The sequence below is a fragment of the Pseudomonas sp. FW300-N1A1 genome (assembly GCF_058789115.1).
In genome coordinates this window covers 99,867-119,466 of the sequence record NZ_JBYTBK010000004.1, presented here as the reverse complement: position 1 = coordinate 119,466, position 19,600 = coordinate 99,867, and the positions used below count along the sequence as shown (strand labels likewise).

Below are 19,600 nucleotides of genomic sequence, written 5' to 3'. Positions count from 1 at the left end.
TGACCATATTTCGTTCCTGTCAAGTGCGTCAAAATGGTGAGCGACTGCACCCTATTGCTGCCTTGTACTTTTTTATATTTAAAAACAGTTAGTTAAGACAGTTATAAGCTTATAAAAAATATTCTTGCCCAATCCACTAACTACAGCTAGCGTTTATTCCTGACAGTGCTGACAGGAATACAACTTCCTTAGCCTGCTACATATAACAACACTTAGAACCGGCATCAGCCGGTCATGCCTGCGAGGAAACCGGAATGTCTCTGTTGATCCGTGGCGCCACCGTCATTACCCATGATGATAGTTACCGCTCCGATGTCTTGTGCGCCGACGGCGTAATCAAGGCCATTGGCAATAACCTTGATGCACCCGCAGGCTGCGAAATACTCGATGGCATTGGCCAGTACTTGATGCCCGGCGGCATCGACCCGCACACCCACATGCAACTGCCCTTCATGGGCACCGTGGCCAGCGAAGACTTCTTCAGCGGTACGGCGGCGGGACTGGCCGGCGGCACCACCTCGATCATCGACTTTGTGATTCCCAACCCGCAGCAGTCGTTGCTCGAGGCCTTCCATCAGTGGCGCGGCTGGGCGGAAAAATCCGCCTCCGACTACGGCTTTCACGTGGCCATTACCTGGTGGAGCGAACAGGTTCGCGAGGAAATGGCCGAGCTGGTACGCCTGCACGGGGTCAACAGCTTCAAGCACTTCATGGCCTACAAGAACGCGATCATGGCGGCCGACGACACCCTGGTGGCCAGCTTCGAACGCTGCCTGGAGCTGGGCGCGGTGCCCACCGTACACGCGGAGAACGGCGAACTGGTCTACCACCTGCAACGCAAGCTGATGGCCCAGGGCATCACCGGCCCTGAAGCCCACCCGCTGTCGCGCCCCTCGCAAGTCGAGGGCGAGGCCGCCAGCCGGGCCATTCGCATCGCCGAGACCCTGGGCACGCCGCTGTACCTGGTCCACGTCTCCACCAAGGAAGCGCTGGACGAAATCACCTATGCCCGCAGCAAGGGCCAACCGGTCTACGGTGAAGTGCTGGCCGGGCACCTGCTGCTGGACGACAGCGTCTACCGCCACCCCGACTGGCAAACCGCCGCCGGTTACGTGATGAGCCCGCCCTTTCGCCCGCGCGGGCATCAGGAGGCGCTGTGGCATGGGCTACAAGCAGGCAACCTGCACACCACCGCCACCGATCACTGCTGCTTCTGCGCCGATCAGAAAGCCGCTGGCCGTGACGATTTCAGCAAGATCCCCAACGGCACCGCCGGCATCGAAGACCGCATGGCCGTGCTGTGGGACGAAGGGGTCAACAGCGGGCGCCTGTCGATGCAGGACTTCGTGGCACTGACCTCCACCAACACCGCAAAGATCTTCAACCTCTACCCGCGCAAAGGCGCGATCCGCGTCGGTGCCGATGCCGACCTGGTGCTCTGGGACCCGCAAGGCAGCCGCACCATTTCCGCCAAGACCCACCACCAGAACGTCGATTTCAACATCTTCGAAGGCAAGACCGTGCGCGGCGTGCCCAGCCATACCATCAGCCAGGGTCGCCTGGTCTGGGCCGACGGCGACCTGCGAGCGGTGCGCGGGGCCGGACGCTATATCGATCGCCCGGCCTACCCGGCGGTGTTCGACCTGTTGAGCAAGCGCGCCGAGCTGCACAAGCCGACGGCCGTGAAACGCTGAAATCCAGGCCTTCGCAGGTAAGCGAAGCACCGCCCGGCCCGTTCCCACACTCGTAAGGTATTCCTCCCGTGGGAGCGGGCTTGCCCGCGAAGAGGCCGGCACCGGCAACACAACATCAATGCCCGTCAGAGGCACTACCTCAATTAACCGTGAGGCCAATACCGTGATCCCGACCCTGAGCCACTTGCCCCATCCCCCGGAGGACGGGGCCACCCTCGCCGGCCATTTCACCGACCTGGCGCCCCCCCTCAATGCTCGCCAGGCGCACCTGGAAGCCTCGCGGTGCCTGTACTGCTACGATGCCCCGTGCGTCAACGCCTGCCCGAGCGAGATCGACATCCCCTCGTTCATCCGCAACATTCATCAGGAAAACGTCCAGGGCGCGGCGCAAAAGATCCTCTCGGCGAACATCCTCGGCGGCAGTTGTGCCCGGGTCTGCCCGACGGAAATCCTCTGCCAGAAAGCCTGCGTGCGTAACAATGCCGAGGAATGTGCGCCGGTGCTGATCGGCCTGCTGCAACGCTACGCCATCGATAACGCCCATTTCACCGAACACCCGTTCACGCGTGCAGCGCTCACTGGCAAACGCATTGCCGTGGTCGGTGCCGGGCCTGCCGGGTTGTCCTGCGCCCACCGCTGTGCCATGCACGGCCACGACGTGGTGATTTTCGAGGCCAGGGCTAAGGCCGGTGGCCTCAACGAATACGGGATCGCCAAGTACAAGCTGGTGGATGACTTCGCCCAGCATGAGCTGGAGTTCCTGCTGGAAATCGGTGGCATCGAAATCCGCCACGGGCAACGGCTCGGCGATAACCTGAGCCTCGGCGAACTCCAGCAACAATTCGATGCGGTATTCCTCGGCCTCGGCCTGGCCGCCAGCAAACAGCTGGGCCTGGCCCATGAAGACGCTCCGGGGTTGCTGGCCGCCACCGACTACATTCGTGAACTGCGCCAGGCGGATGACCTGAGCCAACTGCCACTGGCCGAGCATTGCATCGTCCTGGGCGCCGGCAACACGGCCATCGACATGGCCGTGCAAATGGCTCGCCTGGGGGCTCATGACGTCAACCTGGTGTACCGCCGGGGCCTGGAGGACATGGGCGCCACCGGCCACGAGCAAGACATCGCCAAGGCCAATCAGGTGCGGCTGATGACCTGGGCCCAACCCGAAGAAGTCTTGCTCGACGATAAAGGCCAGGTGCGCGGCATGCGCTTCGCCCGCACGCGCCTGGACAAGGGTCGGTTGATCACCACTGGGGACACCTTCGAACTGGCCGCCGATGCGATCTTCAAGGCCATCGGCCAGACCTTCGACGACAGCACGTTGAGCGATCCCCTGGCCCGGGAACTGAAACGCCAGGGTGACCGGATTCTGGTGGACGAACAGATGCGTACCAGCATCCCAGGGGTCTATGCCGGCGGCGATTGCACCAGCCTCGACCAGGACCTCACCGTACAGGCGGTCCAGCACGGCAAGCTGGCCGCGCAAGCGATCCATGCCCGACTCATGCTCACTGTGGAGGCTGCGTAAATGGCCGATCTCTCGATTGTCTTCGCCGGCATCAAGGCCCCCAACCCCTTCTGGCTCGCCTCCGCACCGCCCACCGACAAAGCCTACAACGTCGTCCGCGCCTTCGAGGCCGGCTGGGGTGGCGTGGTCTGGAAAACCCTGGGTGAGGACCCGGCGGCGGTCAACGTGTCGTCGCGTTACTCCGCGCACTTTGCTGCCAACCGCGAGGTGCTGGGCATCAACAACATCGAGCTGATCACCGACCGCTCGCTGGAAATCAACCTGCGGGAAATCACCCAGGTCAAGAAAGACTGGCCGGACCGCGCCTTGATCGTCTCGCTGATGGTGCCTTGCGTCGAAGAGTCGTGGAAAAACATCCTGCCGCTGGTGGAGGCCACGGGGGCCGACGGCATCGAGCTGAACTTCGGCTGCCCCCACGGCATGCCGGAGCGCGGCATGGGGGCCGCCGTGGGTCAGGTGCCGGAATATGTCGAACAGGTCACCCGCTGGTGCAAGACCTATTGCTCGTTGCCGGTGATCGTCAAGCTCACGCCGAACATCACCGACATCCGGGTCGCCGCCCGGGCCGCCCATCGTGGCGGCGCCGATGCGGTGTCGCTGATCAACACCATCAACTCGATCACCAGCGTCGACCTCGACCGCATGGTGGCCCTGCCCATCGTGGGCACCCAGAGCACCCATGGCGGTTATTGCGGCTCGGCAGTCAAACCCATTGCCTTGAACATGGTCGCCGAGATCGCCCGCGACCCGCAGACCCAGGGCTTGCCCATCTGCGGCATCGGCGGCATCGGCAGTTGGCGCGACGCCGCCGAGTTCATGGCCCTGGGCAGCGGCGCGGTGCAGGTGTGCACAGCAGCGATGCTGCATGGCTTTCGCATCGTCGAGGACATGAAGGATGGCCTGTCGCGCTGGATGGACAGCCGGGGCTATGCCCGCGTGCAGGACTTCGCCGGGCATGCGGTGGGCAATACCACCGACTGGAAGTACCTGGACATCAACTACCAGGTGATCGCCAGGATCGACCAGGAGGCCTGCATCGGCTGCGGCCGTTGCCACATTGCCTGCGAAGACACCTCGCACCAGGCCGTGGCCAGCCTGAAACAAGCCGACGGGACCCATCGATATGAAGTGATCGACGACGAATGCGTGGGTTGCAACCTGTGCCAGATCACCTGCCCGGTGCAGGACTGCATCGAGATGGTGCCCGTGGACAACGGCAAGCCGTTCCTGGACTGGAACCATGATCCGCGCAATCCGTACCACGTTGCCGGGTGAAATCAGCGGGGTCTTGCCGGACGCCATCGCGGCCCGCTCCCACACAGGGTCTCTAGTGTTCACAAGATCCCTGTGGGAGCGGGCCGGGCGGCGCTCCGCTTACTCGCGATGAGGCCGACAGCCACACCACAAACCTCAAGCGCAATTGATCGTTCCCACCCTGGCGGTCGACTACGGCTCCAACCCAATCCCCCGCAGAATCACACTCGTCACCGTCTGCACCGCCCGTTCGAACTGCATGTCCGACAACGGCTGATGGTCGTTGAGGATGTTCACCTGGTGATCGAAGTCGGCGTAGTGCTGGGTCGAGGCCCAGATCATGTACAGCAGGCTGGAAGGCTCCACCGGCAGGATGCGTTTGTCTTCCACCCACTGGCGAATCTTGGCTTCCTTCATCTTGGCCCAGTCATAGAGGCTGGCATCCAGGGCTTCGCCCAGGGTCGGTGCGCCGTGGATGATTTCATTGGCCCAGACTTTCGAGCCGTAGGGACGGCTGCGGGAATGGTTCATCTTGGCGCGGATGTAGCTGCTGAGCACCACCCGGGGGTCATCGAACATTTCGAAGCACAACGCGTCCTGCTTCCACACCTCCAGTAAGTCCAGGAGCACTGCGCTATAGAGTTCGGCCTTGGTGCTGAAGTAGTAATGCAGGTTGGAGCGCGGCAACTGCACTTCCCTGGCAATGTCGCCCATCGCCGTACCGCCGAAGCCTTTTTCGGCAAAGACCTTTTCGGCGGCCAGCAGGATTTTATCGACGTTACTGCGACGGATCTCGATCTTGTGATTGCCCATGAGGGCTCCCTGGCAGCGGCATGGGTCAAGACTAGCATTCGCCACCGACGAAACGAAACGCCCCACAACTGCGGTCGCCTTACGCCGCTCCAACCACCATCGTCAGCGCCTTACGCCTTGAGCAGCATGTAGCCGGCCACCAACAGGCACACGCTGGCAAACCCCACCTGTAGCGCCCGGGCGGGTACGCGGGCGCACAGGCGGCGGCCGATCACCATGCCGACGATGCTGGCGCCAATGAACGCGACACCCTGGCCATCGATCCTGACGCCGGCCTGCAAGGCGCCAATCACCCCGATCGCCGAGATCAGGCTGATTACCATCAGGGAGGTGGCGACAATGCCGCGCATCTGGACGTCGGTCAGTTGCTTGAACGCCGGGACAATCAGAAACCCGCCGCCCACGCCCAGAAGCCCCGACACTACACCAGTCACCGCCCCGAGCGCCGCCAGGGTCGCGGTGCATTTGGCGGTCCAGGAAAAGCGGCCGGTCTGTTGATCGAGCATGCAATTCTTCTGGCCCCAGTTGGCGTGGCCATGGTCGCTCGGCCCTGTCTCCCGACGCTCACGACGCAACATCCGCCAGGCCACCATGATCATCAACAGGCTGAACAGGATCATCAGGATGGTTTCCGGCAACTGGTGGGCAAAGTAGATGCCCAGCGGGGAAAACACCGCGCCCAGCAAGGCAATCAGCAGCGCCGCGCGGTAGCGCACCAGGCCGTGGCGCAACCCGTCGATGGCGCCGACCGCCGCGGCACTGCCCACCGCGAACAACGCGACAGGAGCGGCCTGGGTCATGGTCCAGCCCAGCCCCAGTACCAATGCCGGCACCGCAAGAATGCCGCCACCGGCACCGGTCAACCCCAGCAACAACCCCATCACCACGCCAAAACAACTCGCCAGCAACATAAACCACTCGTGATCTGCGAAAAAGCCGGGAACGCCCGGTATCGATGCCTGACAGGATAGAGCCCCGCAGGCTTTTTTCCTTCATTGAATTGCATGGGGGCTGGTCAGCACAGGGAAAATGCCACTACGCTCAAGGCTTGTCCTGAATGAATCGCCCACCATGCCTGCCTTGATTGAAGCTTTTTTCGACCCCGCGTCATCGACCTTTACCTATGTCATCTATGACCACGATGGCGGGGCCTGCGCCATCGTCGATCCGGTGCTCGACTACGACCCCGCGGCCGGGCGAACGGCAACCACCCAGGCCGACCGCGTGATCGCCTTCGTGCGTGCGCACCGGCTACAGGTGCAATGGCTGCTGGAAACCCATGCCCATGCCGATCACCTGTCCGCCGCGCCTTACCTGCGCCGCGAGTTGGGCGGCAAGATCGCCATCGGCGAATCCATCAGCCAGGTTCAGGGGGTGTTCAAGCGTTTGTTCAACCTTGAGCCGGAGTTCCGTATCGACGGTTCGCAGTTCGATCACCTGTTTGCCGCGGACGAGTCATTCATGATCGGCACGCTCAAGGCCACGGCCCTGCATGTGCCCGGTCATACGCCAGCGGACATGGCTTACCTGGTCGACGGCGACGTGATCCTGGTGGGCGACACCTTGTTCATGCCCGACGTGGGTACCGCTCGCTGCGACTTCCCCGGCGGCAACGCCAACCAACTGTTTGCCTCGATCCACAGGCTGCTGGCCTTCCCCGCCTGCGTGCGGCTTTATGTGTGTCACGACTACCCGCCCCAAGACCGGGAGGCGCAATGCCAGACCACGGTGGGCGAGCAGCGCCAACGCAACATTCATATCCACGATGGCATCGATGAAACCGCGTTCGTCGCCATGCGCACCCGGCGTGACGCCGGGCTGGAGATGCCGAAGCTGTTGCTGCCGGCGATCCAGATCAATGTGCGGGCGGGCAATCTGCCGCCCGCCGAAGACAACGGCGTGACCTACCTGAAAATCCCGATCAACCAGTTCTGAAACCCTGCAGCCAATGGCGCCAACAACAACTCAGAGGGCCAGGGTCAACCCATTGGCCGGCAACGGTAGCGCGGTTTTGTAGCGCACCTGCTTCAGCGCAAAGCTCGACCGGATATTCGCCACCCCCGGAACCTTGGTCAAAAAGTCCATCATGAAGCGCTCCAGCGACTGAATGGTCGGCACCAGCACCCGGATCAGGTAGTCCGGGTCGCCGGCCATCAGATAGCACTCCATTACTTCCGGGCGGTTGGCAATCGCCGCTTCGAACTGCGCCAGGGCCTCCTCCACCTGTTTCTCCAGGCTGACGTGAATGAACACGTTGACGTGCAGCCCCAGCAAGTCGGCATCCAGCAGCGTGACCTGTTCACGAATCAGGCCCATTTCCTCCATTGCCTTGACCCGGTTGAAACAGGGTGTCGGCGACAGATTCACCGAGCGCGCGAGGTCGGCGTTGGTGATGCGCGCGTTCTCCTGAAGGCTGTTGAGAATGCCGACATCCGTACGATCCAGCTTACGCATGAGATAAAACCACCTGTTTTTTATGTTTATTCAGAATTTTTATCCTCAAACAGCCTAAAGCGCAATGAAACAGAGAGAAATATTCTTCTTGGGCCGGCCTATGATTGTTGTAGGACAAGATTTCTTTTATCGAAGAATGACCGTCAGCTCACTACAAGAAATTCACAAGATCGAGCGTAGAAGCCATGAACCAAGCGTATGAACCGCTGCGCCTGCACGTTCCCGAACCTTCGGGCCGTCCCGGTTGCAAAACCGACTTCTCCTACCTGCACCTGACCGATGCCGGCACGGTGCGCAAACCCCCAATCGACGTTGAACCCGCCGACACCGCGGACCTTGCCCGGGGCCTGATTCGCGTGCTCGACGACCAGGGCAATGCTCTGGGCCCATGGGCCGAAGGCGTGCCGGTGGAGATTCTGCGCCAAGGCATGCGCGCCATGCTCAAGACGCGGATCTACGACAACCGCATGGTCGTCGCCCAACGTCAGAAAAAAATGTCGTTCTACATGCAGAGCCTTGGCGAAGAAGCCATCGGCAGCGCCCAGGCCCTGGCCTTGAACATCGACGACATGTGCTTCCCCACCTACCGCCAGCAAAGCATCCTGATGGCCCGCGACGTGCCGCTGGTGGACCTGATCTGCCAGTTGCTGTCCAACGAGCGCGATCCGCTCAAGGGCCGTCAGTTGCCGATCATGTATTCGGTCAAGGAAGCCGGTTTCTTCACCATTTCGGGTAACCTCGCCACCCAGTTCATCCAGGCAGTGGGCTGGGGCATGGCCTCCGCCATCAAGGGCGATACCAAGATTGCCTCGGCCTGGATCGGCGACGGCGCCACCGCCGAATCGGACTTCCACACCGCCCTGACCTTTGCCCACGTGTACCGTGCGCCGGTGATCCTCAACGTGGTCAACAACCAGTGGGCCATCTCCACCTTCCAGGCCATTGCCGGCGGTGAAGCCACCACCTTTGCCGGTCGTGGCGTGGGCTGCGGCATCGCCTCCCTGCGGGTCGACGGCAACGATTTCATCGCGGTCTACGCCGCCTCTGCCTGGGCCGCCGAACGCGCCCGCCGCAACCTCGGCCCGACCATGATCGAGTGGGTCACCTACCGTGCAGGCCCGCACTCGACGTCGGATGATCCGTCCAAGTACCGTCCCGCCGATGACTGGAGCCACTTCCCGCTGGGCGACCCGATCGCGCGCCTCAAGCAGCACCTGGTGAAGATCGGCCAGTGGTCCGAAGAGGAACATGTAGCCCTGAGCGCCGAACTCGAGGCCCAGGTAATTGCCGCGCAGAAAGAAGCCGAGCAGTACGGCACCCTCGCCGGTGGCCAGATCCCGAGCGCCGCGACCATGTTCGAAGACGTCTACAAAGAGATGCCAGAGCACTTGAAGCGCCAGCGCCAAGAGCTGGGGATCTGACATGAACGATCACAACAACACTATTGAGTTGGATACCGCCATGACCACCACCACCATGACCATGATCCAGGCCCTGCGCTCGGCCATGGACGTGATGCTCGAGCGCGACGACGACGTCGTGGTGTTCGGCCAGGACGTCGGTTACTTCGGCGGTGTGTTCCGTTGCACCGAAGGCTTGCAGAACAAGTACGGCACCTCGCGAGTGTTCGACGCGCCGATCTCGGAAAGCGGCATCGTCGGCGTGGCGGTGGGCATGGGTGCCTACGGCCTGCGTCCGGTGGCCGAGATCCAGTTCGCCGACTACGTCTACCCGGCGTCGGACCAGATCATCTCCGAAGCCGCGCGCCTGCGTTATCGTTCGGCCGGCGAGTTCACCGCCCCGATGACCCTGCGCATGCCGTGTGGCGGTGGCATCTACGGTGGCCAGACCCACAGCCAGAGCATCGAAGCGATGTTCACCCAGGTCTGCGGCCTGCGCACGGTCATGCCGTCCAACCCCTACGACGCCAAGGGCCTGCTGATCGCGGCCATCGAAAACGATGACCCGGTGATCTTCCTCGAGCCAAAACGCCTGTACAACGGCCCGTTCGACGGCCACCACGACCGCCCGGTAACGCCGTGGTCGAAACACCCGGCCGCCCAGGTGCCGGACGGTTACTACACCGTCCCGCTGGACGTCGCCGCCATCACCCGCCCGGGCTCGGCCGTCACCGTCCTGACCTACGGCACCACAGTGTATGTGTCGCAAGTGGCCGCCGAAGAAACCGGCATCGACGCCGAAGTCATCGACCTGCGCAGCCTGTGGCCGCTGGACCTGGACACCATCGTCAAGTCGGTGAAGAAAACCGGACGTTGCGTAGTCGTCCACGAAGCCACCCGCACCTGCGGTTTTGGCGCCGAACTGGTGTCGCTGGTGCAGGAACACTGCTTCCACTACCTGGAAGCGCCAATCGAACGCGTGACCGGTTGGGACACCCCCTACCCCCACGCGCAAGAGTGGGCGTATTTCCCTGGCCCGTCCCGTGTGGGCGCGGCTTTGAAACGGGTCATGGAGGTCTGAATGGGCACGCACGTTATTAAAATGCCGGACATTGGCGAAGGCATTGCAGAAGTTGAACTGTCGGCCTGGCACGTCAAGGTCGGCGACATGGTGGTCGAAGACCAGCTACTGGCCGATGTGATGACCGACAAGGCGATGGTCGACATCCCGTCGCCGGTGCACGGCAAGGTGATCTCCCTGGGCGGTGTGCCCGGCGAAGTCATGGCCGTTGGCAGCATCTTGATCAGCATCGAAGTCGAAGGCGCGGGCAACTACAAAGAGTCCGCGCAACCGGCCGCCGTGGCCGACGTCAAAGCCGAGGCACCGAAAGCCGCGCCCGCGCCCGCGCCGGCCCCCAAGGTCGAAACCATGGTCGCCAGCAAACCGGCAGCCGCCTGCCGCCCAGCGCCCCAGGCGCCAGTGGCTCGCGAAGCCAACGAACGTCCGCTGGCATCACCGGCCGTGCGCAAGCACGCATTGGACGCCGGCATTCAACTGCGCCTGGTTCAGGGCACCGGTCCCGCCGGGCGTATTCTGCACGAGGACCTTGAGGCCTACCTGATACAGGGTCCTTCGGCCAAACCCGCTGCCGGCGCGGCCTACAGCGAACGCCATGACGAAGAGCAGATCCCGGTCATCGGCATGCGCCGCAAAATCGCCCAGCGCATGCAGGACGCCACCCAGCGCGCCGCGCATTTCAGCTATGTCGAGGAAATCGACGTCACCGCGGTGGAAGAGCTGCGTGCGCACCTGAATGAAAAACACGGTGCCACCCGCGGCAAGCTGACCTTGCTGCCGTTCCTGGTGCGCGCCATGGTCGTTGCCCTGCGCGACTTCCCGCAGATCAACGCCCGTTACGACGACGAAGCCCAGGTCATCACCCGCCTCGGCGCCGTGCATGTGGGCATCGCCACTCAAGCCGACATCGGTTTGATGGTGCCCGTGGTGCGGCACGCCGAAGCGCGCAGCCTGTGGGACAGCGCCGCGGAAATCGCCCGCCTGGCCACCGCCGCACGCACTGGCAAGGCCGGCCGTGACGAGTTGTCCGGCTCGACCATCACCCTGACCAGCCTGGGCGCCCTGGGCGGCATCGTCAGCACCCCGGTGTTGAACCTGCCGGAAGTGGCCATCGTCGGCGTCAACAAGATCGTTGAGCGGCCGATGGTGATCAAGGGCCAGGTGGTGATCCGCAAGATGATGAACCTCTCCAGCTCCTTCGATCACCGGGTGGTCGACGGCATGGACGCGGCGCTCTTCATCCAGGCCATTCGCGCTCTGCTCGAACAACCCGCCACCCTGTTTATGGAGTAAAGAATGCAGACTCTGAACACCACGCTGCTGATCATCGGCGGCGGCCCTGGCGGCTATGTGACGGCGATCCGCGCCGGCCAGTTGGGTATCTCGACCATTTTGGTCGAAGGCCAATCGTTGGGCGGCACCTGCCTGAATATCGGCTGCATTCCCTCCAAGGCGCTGATCCATGTCGCCGAGCAGTTCCACCAGACCCGGCACCACAGCCAGCATTCGGCGCTGGGCATCAATGTCTCGGCACCGACCCTGGACATCGGCAAGAGCGTCGAGTGGAAGGACGGCATCGTCGATCGCCTGACCACCGGCGTCGCGGCCCTGCTGAAAAAGAACAAGGTCCAGGTGATTCAAGGCTGGGCCAAGGTCATCGACGGCAAAACCGTGGACGTCGGCGACACCCGCATCCAGTGCGAGCACCTGGTGCTCGCCACCGGTTCGACCAGCGTCAACCTGCCGATGCTGCCAATCGGCGGACCGATCATCTCCTCCACCGAAGCCCTGGCGCCGAACAGCGTGCCCAAACGCCTGATCGTGGTCGGCGGCGGCTATATCGGCCTGGAGCTGGGGATTGCCTACCGCAAGCTCGGTGCCGAGGTCAGCGTGGTTGAAGCCCAGGAGCGCATCCTGCCAGCCTACGACGCCGAATTGACGCAACCAGTACACGAAGAACTGAAGAAGCTTGGCGTGAAGCTTTACTTGAAGCATAGCGTGCAAGCCTTTGATTCTAAATCAAACACCTTGCAAGTCATGGACCCGAATGGCGACACCCTGAGCCTGGAAACCGATCAGGTGCTGGTGGCCGTGGGCCGTAGACCGAACACTCAGGGTTGGAACCTTGAAGCGCTGAACCTGGACATGAATGGTTCGTCGATCAAGATCGACAACCGCTGCCAGACCAGCATGCGCAACGTCTACGCCATTGGCGACCTGAGCGGCGAACCGATGCTGGCCCACCGTGCCATGGCGCAAGGTGAAATGGTCGCCGAACTGATCTCGGGCAAACAGCGCGAGTTCAACCCTGCCGCCATCGCCGCCGTGTGCTTTACCGACCCGGAACTGGTGGTGGTCGGCAAGACCCCGGACGAAGCCAAGGCCGCAGGCCTGGACTGCATCGTGGCGAACTTCCCGTTCGCGGCCAACGGCCGGGCGATGACCCTGGAATCGAAAAGCGGCTTCGTGCGGGTGGTGGCGCGACGTGACAATCATCTGATTGTTGGCTGGCAAGCCGTGGGCGTTGGCGTGTCCGAGCTGTCCACCGCGTTCGGCCAGTCCCTGGAAATGGGCGCGCGCCTGGAAGACATCGCCGGCACCATCCACGCCCACCCGACCCTGGGTGAAGCGGTGCAGGAAGCGGCGCTGCGTGCCTTGGGGCATGCGCTACACCTGTAACCGCACAACCCCCGTGGCGAGGGAGCTTGCTCCCGCTGGGCTGCGTAGCGGCCCAAAACCGGCATCCTCGATATGCCTGCTGCACCGGGGAGCCAGATTTTACGGGTGCTTCGCACCCGAGCGGGAGCAAGCTCCCTCGCCACAAAGGGGTAAAAAACAGAGGGATCGGCAAGCAAGCTACAACTTTTGCCAATCCCTCCATCGTCCGGGCTGCGAAACCACCCCGGAATGAAGTATTGTTGTGCCCATCCAGTAAAACGCCAGAAGCCTTGAACCGTTCAGGCGATTGTTAAGTGATAGAGGGTGTCATGGGTAACGAGAGCATCAATTGGGACAAGCTGGGCTTTGACTACATCAAGACAGACAAGCGTTATCTGTCGCACTGGCGTAATGGCGAGTGGGACGCAGGCACCCTGACCGAAGATAACGTGTTGCACATCAGCGAAGGCTCGACCGCCCTGCACTACGGTCAGCAATGCTTCGAAGGCCTGAAGGCCTATCGCTGCAAGGACGGCTCGATCAACCTGTTCCGTCCGGATCAGAATGCCCTGCGCATGCAGCGCAGCTGCGCCCGCCTGCTGATGCCACAGGTGGACACCGAGCAGTTCGTCGAGGCCTGCAAGGCCGTGGTCCGCGCCAACGAGCGCTTCATTCCGCCGTACGGCACCGGCGGCGCGCTGTACCTGCGTCCGTTCGTGATCGGCGTGGGTGACAACATCGGCGTGCGCACTGCCCCCGAGTTCATCTTCTCGATCTTCTGCATCCCGGTCGGCGCCTACTTCAAGGGTGGCCTGACCCCGCACAACTTCCTGATCTCCAGCTATGACCGTGCCGCCCCACAGGGCACCGGCGCGGCCAAGGTCGGTGGCAACTACGCCGCCAGCCTGATGCCTGGCTCCCAGGCCAAGAAGGCGCACTACGCCGACTGCATCTACCTGGACCCGATGACTCACTCGAAAATCGAAGAAGTCGGCTCGGCCAACTTCTTCGGTATCACCCACGACGACACCTTCATCACGCCGAAATCTCCCTCGGTACTGCCGGGTATCACCCGTCTGTCGCTGATCGAGCTGGCCCAGACCCGTTTGGGTCTGAAAGTGGTCGAAGGCGACGTGTTCATCGACAAGCTGTCGGACTTCAAGGAAGCCGGTGCCTGCGGTACCGCTGCAGTGATCACACCGATCGGCGGGATCAGCTACAACGACCACCTGCACGTGTTCCACAGCGAAACCGAAGTCGGCCCGATCACCCAGAAGCTCTACAAAGAGTTGACCGGCGTGCAAACCGGCGACATCGAAGCGCCAGCGGGCTGGATCGTCAAGGTCTGATCAACGCCCCCTGGTACTGAAAAGCCCACCCTTCGCCAAAGCGTCGGGTGGGTTTTTTTATGTAACTGCACCTACAGCGCCATGCCGCCCTGGGCGAGCAGCCAGTCCACAAAGAGCCGCGTGTGCGCACTGGCGTGCGGCGCAACCCCGTAGTAATAACGCGGCAACGGCATGCGCAGCCCGGGCAGCGGGCAGACCAGGCGTCCGCTCGACAGGTGGGTGCCCAGCAGGGAGGTCGGGCACAAGGCAATGCCCTGCCCCGCCACGACGGCTTCCAGCACCAGGTGCATGTGATCGAACTGCCGGGTCAACTGGGTGGCTGCCGGTGGCTGACCAACATGCAGGGCCCAATGGTGCCAGTCTTCGCGGCGCGCCTTGGCGATCAGCAGCGTGTGCCGACTCAAGGCGTCGAGGTCAGCCAGCGCCAGACGCGCCAGCAGCGAGGGCGCGGCGACCAGCACCAACTCATCGGCAAACAGGCTGTGCGCCTCGATGCTCGGCGCCCAGTCATCACGACCACGACGAATGACAATGTCGAACCCGTCGCGCGCAGGGTCAGGTGCCTGGGTCTGGGTCATGACCTGCAGTGTGATCTGCGGGTGTTGCGCCGTGAAATCCGCAAGCCGGGGCGCCAGCCACAGCATGGCGAAGGACGGGCGGACGTTGACCTTCACCGTCGGCAGCGCGGCCTGCTGTTTCAGCGCGTCGGCGGCATCGGCAATCTGCGCCAGCCCGGCGCTGACCTGCTCATAGAAGCGCTGGCCGGCCGGGGTCAGCAGCGATTGGCGGATACGCCGCTCGAACAGCAGCACACTCAGGTGCTCTTCAAGCCGCTTGATGTGCCGGCTGACGGCGCTGTGGCTGACATGCAGTTCCTCGGCCGCCAGGCTGAAACTCTGGTGGCGAGCCGCAACGACAAAGGCGCGGACAGCGTTCAGGGGAGGGAGTGAATTTATCATGGGTCTAATTTTGTCACATATGCACTGCATTTAAAGCGTTTGTCATGCCCTCGTCACCACGCCAATCTGCCGGCACACAGCCAGCGCCCCCTGACGGAGCAAGACATGAACAGTTACGGACTCTTTCTACTTTTCGCCACCCTGACCATTTTGAGCCCCGGGCCTGGTGTGATCCTGACGCTGTCCAACGCCCTGCGCCACGGCTGGGCCGGGGCACTGCCCGGGATTCTGGGGATCGCCTCGGGGGCGTTTGTGGTCGCCACCATCAGTGCCACCAGCGTCGGCCTGATACTCGCCACTTCGGCGCACGCCTTCACCGCATTGAAATACGCAGGCGCCGCCTACCTGCTGTACCTGGGCTACAAAAGCTGGCGCTCGGACCGTTTCAGCGCACTGTTGGAAACACCCGCCGCAAGCCCCGGCTATCGCTTCATCGAAGCGGCCTCGATCCAGTTGTTGAACCCCAAGGCGGTGTTTTTCTTCCTCGCGGTGTTCCCGCAGTTCATCGACACCTCGGCACACTTCTACGCCCAGTTCTTCAAGCTGGTCAGCTCCTACGCTGTGCTGGTGATCCTGGTCCACGGCAGCTATGCGCTGCTCGCCAATGCCGCCAAGGGCTGGTTGTCGAGCCCGAAGGGTTCCTGGCTGGCGGCAAAAGTCTCGGGCGTGACCTTTGCCGGCTTCGGCGTGCTGATGGCCACGGCCAGCCGTTAAGGCGCAGGGCTGGCGATCGTTCGGCGCTTGGTTTCAGTGGACGTGCGGGGCGTTGTCGGTAACTGGACCGGCAGCTCGATCGCGAATCGGCGGCTGATTTCCTTGCGCCCCGTCGCTGTCAACGCCAGCGCCCGGCTGTCCAGGTCCTGAGTGAGCCATTTGCGCTTGATCGCGGTCGTCAGCAAGGCCGCCCCCAATGAGCCGCCCAGATGGGGGCGACGCATGCTCCAGTCCAGGCACGGACAGGCAAAACGCCGGCGCAATGCGCTCAAGTCCTTGACCTCGACCCCCAGCCCTTCGAACAACGCCTCGCCGCTGTCGCTCAACCGATATGACTGCTGATCGGTCACCAACAACCACCCGGCCTCGAGCATCCGGTCGTGCAGCACGACCGCCAGCGTGCCCGCCATGTGGTCGTAGCAGGTCCGGGCGAATTGCAGGCGATCCGGGGTGCGCGAGGTGAAGGTTGGCGCGGCGTTCTGGCCGATCACCATCAGCGCCTCCAGTGCCTGGGCGACGCGCTGGTCCGCAAGACTGTAGTAACGATGGCGACCCTGGACGTGCAGGCGCACCAACGCCAGTTCCTTGAGCCTGGCCAGGTGGGCGCTGGCCGTGGACGCGCTGACCTGGGCAATGCTCGCCAGTTCAGTGCTGGTGCGGGCGTGGCCGTCCATCAACGAGCACAGGATTTTTGTCCTGGCAGGCTCGGCAATCGCGGCGGCGACCTGCGAGACGCCGACGTCGTGTTGCTCTGTGTTCGATACGCTCATATTTCGCTCCCGGACGAATCGTCGCCCTGTCGAACCGCAGAGAATAGCAACACTTTCCACGACGAATAGGCAGCGCTTCATGGACCCGATCACCGCCGCGACCCACGCCGCCCCCTACCCTTACTACGCCAGCCTGCGGGCTGCCGGCGGCTTGTCCTTCGATCCAGGCCTGCGCCTGTGGGTGGCCAGCAGCGCCGAGGCCGTCGCGGCCGTACTGGCCCATCCCGATTGCAGGGTTCGTCCGGCCCACGAACCGGTGCCCAATGCCATCGCACAGGGCGCGGCGGGTAAGGTGTTCGGCCTGTTGATGCGGATGAACGACGGTGCACGCCAGCGTTGCCCTCGATCCGCCATTGCACCGGGGCTGGAGATCATCGACAGCGCCCGCGTCCGAGACCTGCTCCGCACCCGTTCGATCACTCCGACCGCCGACGGGCTGCACCAGGCCATGTTCACAGGCCCGGTGTGCGTGGTTGCCGCATTGCTCGGCTTCACGGCAAGCGAAAGCCGGATACTCAGCCAATTGACCGCCGATTTCGTCGCCTGCCTGTCGCCCCTGAGCGCGCCCGAACAACTGGACGCAGCCCACCGGGCCGCCGAACACTTGAGCGATTACTTCAGCACACGCCTGAGCGCCGATGACGGCCAAAGCCCGTTGCTGGAAGGTATTGCCCAGCGCCTGAGCGAGCGCGACACCCTGCTCGCCAACCTCATCGGCCTGTTCTCTCAAACCTATGAGGCCAGCGCCGGGTTGATCGGCAACGCGGTGCTGGCGCTGATTCGCAACCCGGCGCTTGAGCGTGAAATGCGCCGCACCCCCGGTGCGAATCGACGATCTGCTGGCGGAAGTCCAGCGCTTTGACCCGCCCGTACAGAACACTCGACGTTTTGTCGCGGCCCCATGCGAGATCGAGGGCGTGAGCCTCAACACCGGCGATGCGATTCTGGTGCTGCTGGCCTCGGCCAATCGCGACCCGCAACTCAACGAGCAGCCGGACACTTTCATCCTCGAGCGCCCGCAGCGGCGCAGCTTCACCTTCGGCGCCGGCCGCCACCAATGCCCGGGGCAACCACTGGCCATGCACATCGCCAGCAGCACCGTCAGTGAACTCCTGAGACAGGGTATGGCACTGGACTCATTGGCCTGGTCCTACCGCCCTTCCTTGAACGGACGCATCCCGTTGTTCAGCGAGCGACAACCGGCCCAATCATGATTGCCATCAGTCGTCGCGGGTCAACACTTCCAGCAATTCAATCTCGAACACCAGATTCGAGTTGGGCGGGATGGCCCCCATCGTCCGCTCGCCATAAGCCAGGTGCGCCGGCACCAACAGTTTGCGCTTGCCGCCGACCTGCATGCCGATGATGCCCTGGTCCCAGCCCTTGATCACCCGGCCGGTACCGATCACACACTGGAACGGCTTGCCGCGAGACCAGGAGGAATCGAATTCACTGCCGTCCTCCAGGCAGCCACGGTATTGGGTGGTGATCAGGGCGCCTTTTACCGCGGCTTTGCCGGTACCCACTTCAAGGTCGATGACTTGTAATTCGTCGTTCATTACCGCTCTCGTCTGTTCGCTGGCCCGACCGGGCGTTGAGGGGCAGGGTTTTCCCAGAAAACCGCCCGGTTGGCAACCTCAGGTGTCCTTGCCTATCCGCAGCGGGTTGCCAGTATCGGGTGCTATGACTGTGCCAGCTTCACGGCTATGCCACCGTCGGGCGCAGTTCCTGGGGGCTGGCTTGCCGAGTGCCGGCCCAACCGGTACTGATTGTTGCCACTGCGCTTGGCCTCATACATGGCCAGGTCGGCGATGTGTAGCAGCGTGTCCATGCTCGGCGCGTGATCGGGGAATACCGCAACCCCGAGGCTGGTGCCAATCTGTCGATGCGCCTTGCCGACGTTGATCGACGGGGAAAGCTCGCTGAAGATTTTCTGGCAGATACTGCGGGCCTCTTCCTCCAGGCTCTTGCCTTGAGGCAAGCCTTCGAGGATGACCACAAATTCATCGCCGCCGATCCGCGCGACGGTGTCACTGGCCCGCAAGATATTTTTCAGGCGACTGGCCGTAGTCACCAGCACCTGGTCACCGGCGGCGTGCCCGAAATCGTCGTTGATCGCCTTGAACCCATTGAGGTCGACAAACACCAGCATCACTCGCGTGGCACTCCGGCGCGCCTGTTCCAGCGCACTGGCCAGGCGTTGCAACTGGTTGGCACTGGCTTTTTCGTCGGTGATGTCGCGCACCACCCCCATCATTTTCACAATGGACTGCTCAGGCGTCTTGACCACATTGCCGGTTTCCCGCAGCCAGTGGACGCTGCCGTCCGGCCAGACCACCCGGTACTCTTCGTCATGGTTTTCCCCCGTCGCCAGGCAGCGTAACTCACCGGCGCGCACCCGTTCCCGATCATCGGGGTGCACGCAGGAACAGTACAGTTGATAGCTGGGCACGACCTCGCCCACCTTGAAGCCGAACATGCCGTAGATGCCATCGGACCAATAGAGTTTTTCGGTGTCGACATCCCAGTCCCAGGTGCCGATGCGGGCGAAGTACTGGCTGCGTTTGAAGCGTTCGACGTCGTCCAGCTCCGTGGACGCGGGCTCCTCCACCATGGTGGGGCGGACGGGCAACCCGCCAGGCATGGCGCGGTAGTGCGCCGTGAGTTGGCGCCAGCGGCGCTCACGAACGATCAGTACGGCGATCAAGACAACGATCACCCCGATGGCGCAGAGACCAAGCCACATCGGGATCATTGATAAGTTGCCGTCATAGCGATTGCGATCCTGGCCAGTAGTGGCGGTTGGCTATGTTAATCCAGCCTCTCCATGGCGGTACACTGTCAGATTTGCCGGGCACTGCGCCTTATCCACGGATGCACCCGATGCGCCACACCCTTACACTGCGCGTCGAACATGACGGCGTTG

17 protein-coding genes and 1 pseudogene are annotated in these 19,600 nt (G+C 62.9%); 11 read left to right on the top strand and 7 right to left on the bottom strand.

What is annotated here, in order from left to right; genetic code table 11:
• Positions 1-254: 254 nt before the first annotated feature.
• The 3 genes from hydA to preA all read left to right on the top strand — a co-directional run bounded on the left by hydA (position 255) and on the right by preA (position 4,500).
• Complete coding sequence (gene hydA / locus AC3WQN_RS05250; protein WP_103398980.1) at positions 255-1,694, top strand: dihydropyrimidinase; 1,440 nt, start codon at positions 255-257, stop codon at positions 1,692-1,694.
• Positions 1,695-1,857: 163 nt separating this feature from the next.
• The gene (locus tag AC3WQN_RS05245; RefSeq protein ID WP_178081879.1) at positions 1,858-3,225 is read left to right on the top strand and encodes an NAD(P)-dependent oxidoreductase; all 1,368 of its coding nucleotides are present in this window, start codon (positions 1,858-1,860) and stop codon (positions 3,223-3,225) included.
• Positions 3,226-4,500 carry an NAD-dependent dihydropyrimidine dehydrogenase subunit PreA gene (gene preA / locus AC3WQN_RS05240; RefSeq protein ID WP_095147829.1) on the top strand — a complete coding sequence of 425 codons (1,275 nt, stop codon included), beginning with the start codon at positions 3,226-3,228 and terminating at the stop codon, positions 4,498-4,500.
• Positions 4,501-4,671: 171 nt separating this feature from the next.
• Here preA and AC3WQN_RS05235 read toward each other — a convergent pair whose 3' ends face one another.
• Entirely contained in the window at positions 4,672-5,292 is a 621-nt protein-coding gene (locus AC3WQN_RS05235) for a TetR/AcrR family transcriptional regulator (RefSeq protein WP_095144420.1), read from the bottom strand.
• Between the two features lie 110 nt (positions 5,293-5,402).
• Positions 5,403-6,203 carry a sulfite exporter TauE/SafE family protein gene (locus tag AC3WQN_RS05230; RefSeq protein ID WP_095144421.1) on the bottom strand — a complete coding sequence of 267 codons (801 nt, stop codon included), beginning with the start codon at positions 6,201-6,203 and terminating at the stop codon, positions 5,403-5,405.
• Positions 6,204-6,363: 160 nt separating this feature from the next.
• Here AC3WQN_RS05230 and AC3WQN_RS05225 point away from each other — a divergent pair, with 160 nt between their 5' ends.
• Positions 6,364-7,227: an MBL fold metallo-hydrolase gene (locus tag AC3WQN_RS05225; protein WP_095144422.1), complete on the top strand. Its 864-nt coding sequence runs from the start codon at positions 6,364-6,366 to the stop codon at positions 7,225-7,227.
• 30 nt (positions 7,228-7,257) lie between these two features.
• On the opposite strand, the gene bkdR is transcribed toward AC3WQN_RS05225, so the two are convergent.
• Entirely contained in the window at positions 7,258-7,746 is a 489-nt protein-coding gene (bkdR, locus tag AC3WQN_RS05220; RefSeq protein WP_095144423.1) for a Bkd operon transcriptional regulator BkdR, read from the bottom strand.
• A gap of 185 nt (positions 7,747-7,931) precedes the next feature.
• On the opposite strand from bkdR, the gene AC3WQN_RS05215 reads away from it, so the two are divergent.
• The 5 genes from AC3WQN_RS05215 to AC3WQN_RS05195 all read left to right on the top strand — a co-directional run bounded on the left by AC3WQN_RS05215 (position 7,932) and on the right by AC3WQN_RS05195 (position 14,231).
• A complete protein-coding gene (locus AC3WQN_RS05215; protein WP_095079113.1) occupies positions 7,932-9,167 on the top strand; it encodes a 3-methyl-2-oxobutanoate dehydrogenase (2-methylpropanoyl-transferring) subunit alpha in 1,236 nt (411 codons plus the stop codon).
• A 1-nt stretch (position 9,168) separates the two neighbouring features.
• The gene (locus AC3WQN_RS05210) at positions 9,169-10,227 is read left to right on the top strand and encodes an alpha-ketoacid dehydrogenase subunit beta (protein WP_095079114.1); all 1,059 of its coding nucleotides are present in this window, start codon (positions 9,169-9,171) and stop codon (positions 10,225-10,227) included.
• Positions 10,228-11,517, top strand: a complete 1,290-nt coding sequence (locus AC3WQN_RS05205; RefSeq protein WP_103398977.1) for a dihydrolipoamide acetyltransferase family protein — start codon at positions 10,228-10,230, stop codon at positions 11,515-11,517.
• A gap of 3 nt (positions 11,518-11,520) precedes the next feature.
• Positions 11,521-12,903, top strand: coding sequence for a dihydrolipoyl dehydrogenase (lpdA, locus tag AC3WQN_RS05200; RefSeq protein WP_103398976.1), 1,383 nt, complete (start codon positions 11,521-11,523; stop codon positions 12,901-12,903).
• A gap of 308 nt (positions 12,904-13,211) precedes the next feature.
• Positions 13,212-14,231, top strand: a complete 1,020-nt coding sequence (locus tag AC3WQN_RS05195; RefSeq protein WP_103398974.1) for a branched-chain amino acid aminotransferase — start codon at positions 13,212-13,214, stop codon at positions 14,229-14,231.
• 71 nt (positions 14,232-14,302) lie between these two features.
• Here AC3WQN_RS05195 and AC3WQN_RS05190 read toward each other — a convergent pair whose 3' ends face one another.
• Positions 14,303-15,190: a LysR substrate-binding domain-containing protein gene (locus tag AC3WQN_RS05190; protein WP_103398973.1), complete on the bottom strand. Its 888-nt coding sequence runs from the start codon at positions 15,188-15,190 to the stop codon at positions 14,303-14,305.
• A gap of 105 nt (positions 15,191-15,295) precedes the next feature.
• On the opposite strand from AC3WQN_RS05190, the gene AC3WQN_RS05185 reads away from it, so the two are divergent.
• Positions 15,296-15,904 carry a LysE family translocator gene (locus AC3WQN_RS05185; RefSeq protein WP_103398972.1) on the top strand — a complete coding sequence of 203 codons (609 nt, stop codon included), beginning with the start codon at positions 15,296-15,298 and terminating at the stop codon, positions 15,902-15,904.
• Here AC3WQN_RS05185 and AC3WQN_RS05180 read toward each other — a convergent pair.
• A complete protein-coding gene (locus AC3WQN_RS05180; protein ID WP_103398971.1) occupies positions 15,901-16,674 on the bottom strand; it encodes an ArsR/SmtB family transcription factor in 774 nt (257 codons plus the stop codon). The two genes, AC3WQN_RS05185 and AC3WQN_RS05180, sit on opposite strands and share 4 nt — an antisense overlap.
• A 79-nt stretch (positions 16,675-16,753) precedes the next feature.
• Between AC3WQN_RS05180 and AC3WQN_RS05175 the strand changes: the two are divergent.
• Positions 16,754-17,888, top strand: a pseudogene (locus tag AC3WQN_RS05175) (cytochrome P450).
• Between the two features lie 6 nt (positions 17,889-17,894).
• Here AC3WQN_RS05175 and AC3WQN_RS05170 read toward each other — a convergent pair.
• Together AC3WQN_RS05170 and AC3WQN_RS05165 are read right to left on the bottom strand one after the other, a co-directional pair.
• Entirely contained in the window at positions 17,895-18,233 is a 339-nt protein-coding gene (locus AC3WQN_RS05170; protein ID WP_103398970.1) for an FKBP-type peptidyl-prolyl cis-trans isomerase, read from the bottom strand.
• 122 nt (positions 18,234-18,355) lie between these two features.
• Positions 18,356-19,429 (bottom strand): sensor domain-containing diguanylate cyclase, encoded by a 1,074-nt coding sequence (locus tag AC3WQN_RS05165; RefSeq protein ID WP_103398969.1) that lies wholly within the window; start codon positions 19,427-19,429, stop codon positions 18,356-18,358.
• Positions 19,430-19,600: the final 171 nt, after the last annotated feature.

Coding starts and splice junctions, on each gene's coding strand:
- hydA (WP_103398980.1), top strand. CDS start 255: ATGTCTCTGTTGATCCGTGGCGCCACCGTCATTACCCATGATGATAGT.
- preA (WP_095147829.1), top strand. CDS start 3,226: ATGGCCGATCTCTCGATTGTCTTCGCCGGCATCAAGGCCCCCAACCCC.
- AC3WQN_RS05235 (WP_095144420.1), bottom strand. CDS start 5,292: ATGGGCAATCACAAGATCGAGATCCGTCGCAGTAACGTCGATAAAATC.
- AC3WQN_RS05230 (WP_095144421.1), bottom strand. CDS start 6,203: ATGTTGCTGGCGAGTTGTTTTGGCGTGGTGATGGGGTTGTTGCTGGGG.
- AC3WQN_RS05225 (WP_095144422.1), top strand. CDS start 6,364: ATGCCTGCCTTGATTGAAGCTTTTTTCGACCCCGCGTCATCGACCTTT.
- bkdR (WP_095144423.1), bottom strand. CDS start 7,746: ATGCGTAAGCTGGATCGTACGGATGTCGGCATTCTCAACAGCCTTCAG.
- AC3WQN_RS05215 (WP_095079113.1), top strand. CDS start 7,932: ATGAACCAAGCGTATGAACCGCTGCGCCTGCACGTTCCCGAACCTTCG.
- AC3WQN_RS05210 (WP_095079114.1), top strand. CDS start 9,169: ATGAACGATCACAACAACACTATTGAGTTGGATACCGCCATGACCACC.
- AC3WQN_RS05205 (WP_103398977.1), top strand. CDS start 10,228: ATGGGCACGCACGTTATTAAAATGCCGGACATTGGCGAAGGCATTGCA.
- lpdA (WP_103398976.1), top strand. CDS start 11,521: ATGCAGACTCTGAACACCACGCTGCTGATCATCGGCGGCGGCCCTGGC.
- AC3WQN_RS05195 (WP_103398974.1), top strand. CDS start 13,212: ATGGGTAACGAGAGCATCAATTGGGACAAGCTGGGCTTTGACTACATC.
- AC3WQN_RS05190 (WP_103398973.1), bottom strand. CDS start 15,190: ATGATAAATTCACTCCCTCCCCTGAACGCTGTCCGCGCCTTTGTCGTT.
- AC3WQN_RS05185 (WP_103398972.1), top strand. CDS start 15,296: ATGAACAGTTACGGACTCTTTCTACTTTTCGCCACCCTGACCATTTTG.
- AC3WQN_RS05180 (WP_103398971.1), bottom strand. CDS start 16,674: ATGAGCGTATCGAACACAGAGCAACACGACGTCGGCGTCTCGCAGGTC.
- AC3WQN_RS05170 (WP_103398970.1), bottom strand. CDS start 18,233: ATGAACGACGAATTACAAGTCATCGACCTTGAAGTGGGTACCGGCAAA.
- AC3WQN_RS05165 (WP_103398969.1), bottom strand. CDS start 19,429: ATGATCCCGATGTGGCTTGGTCTCTGCGCCATCGGGGTGATCGTTGTC.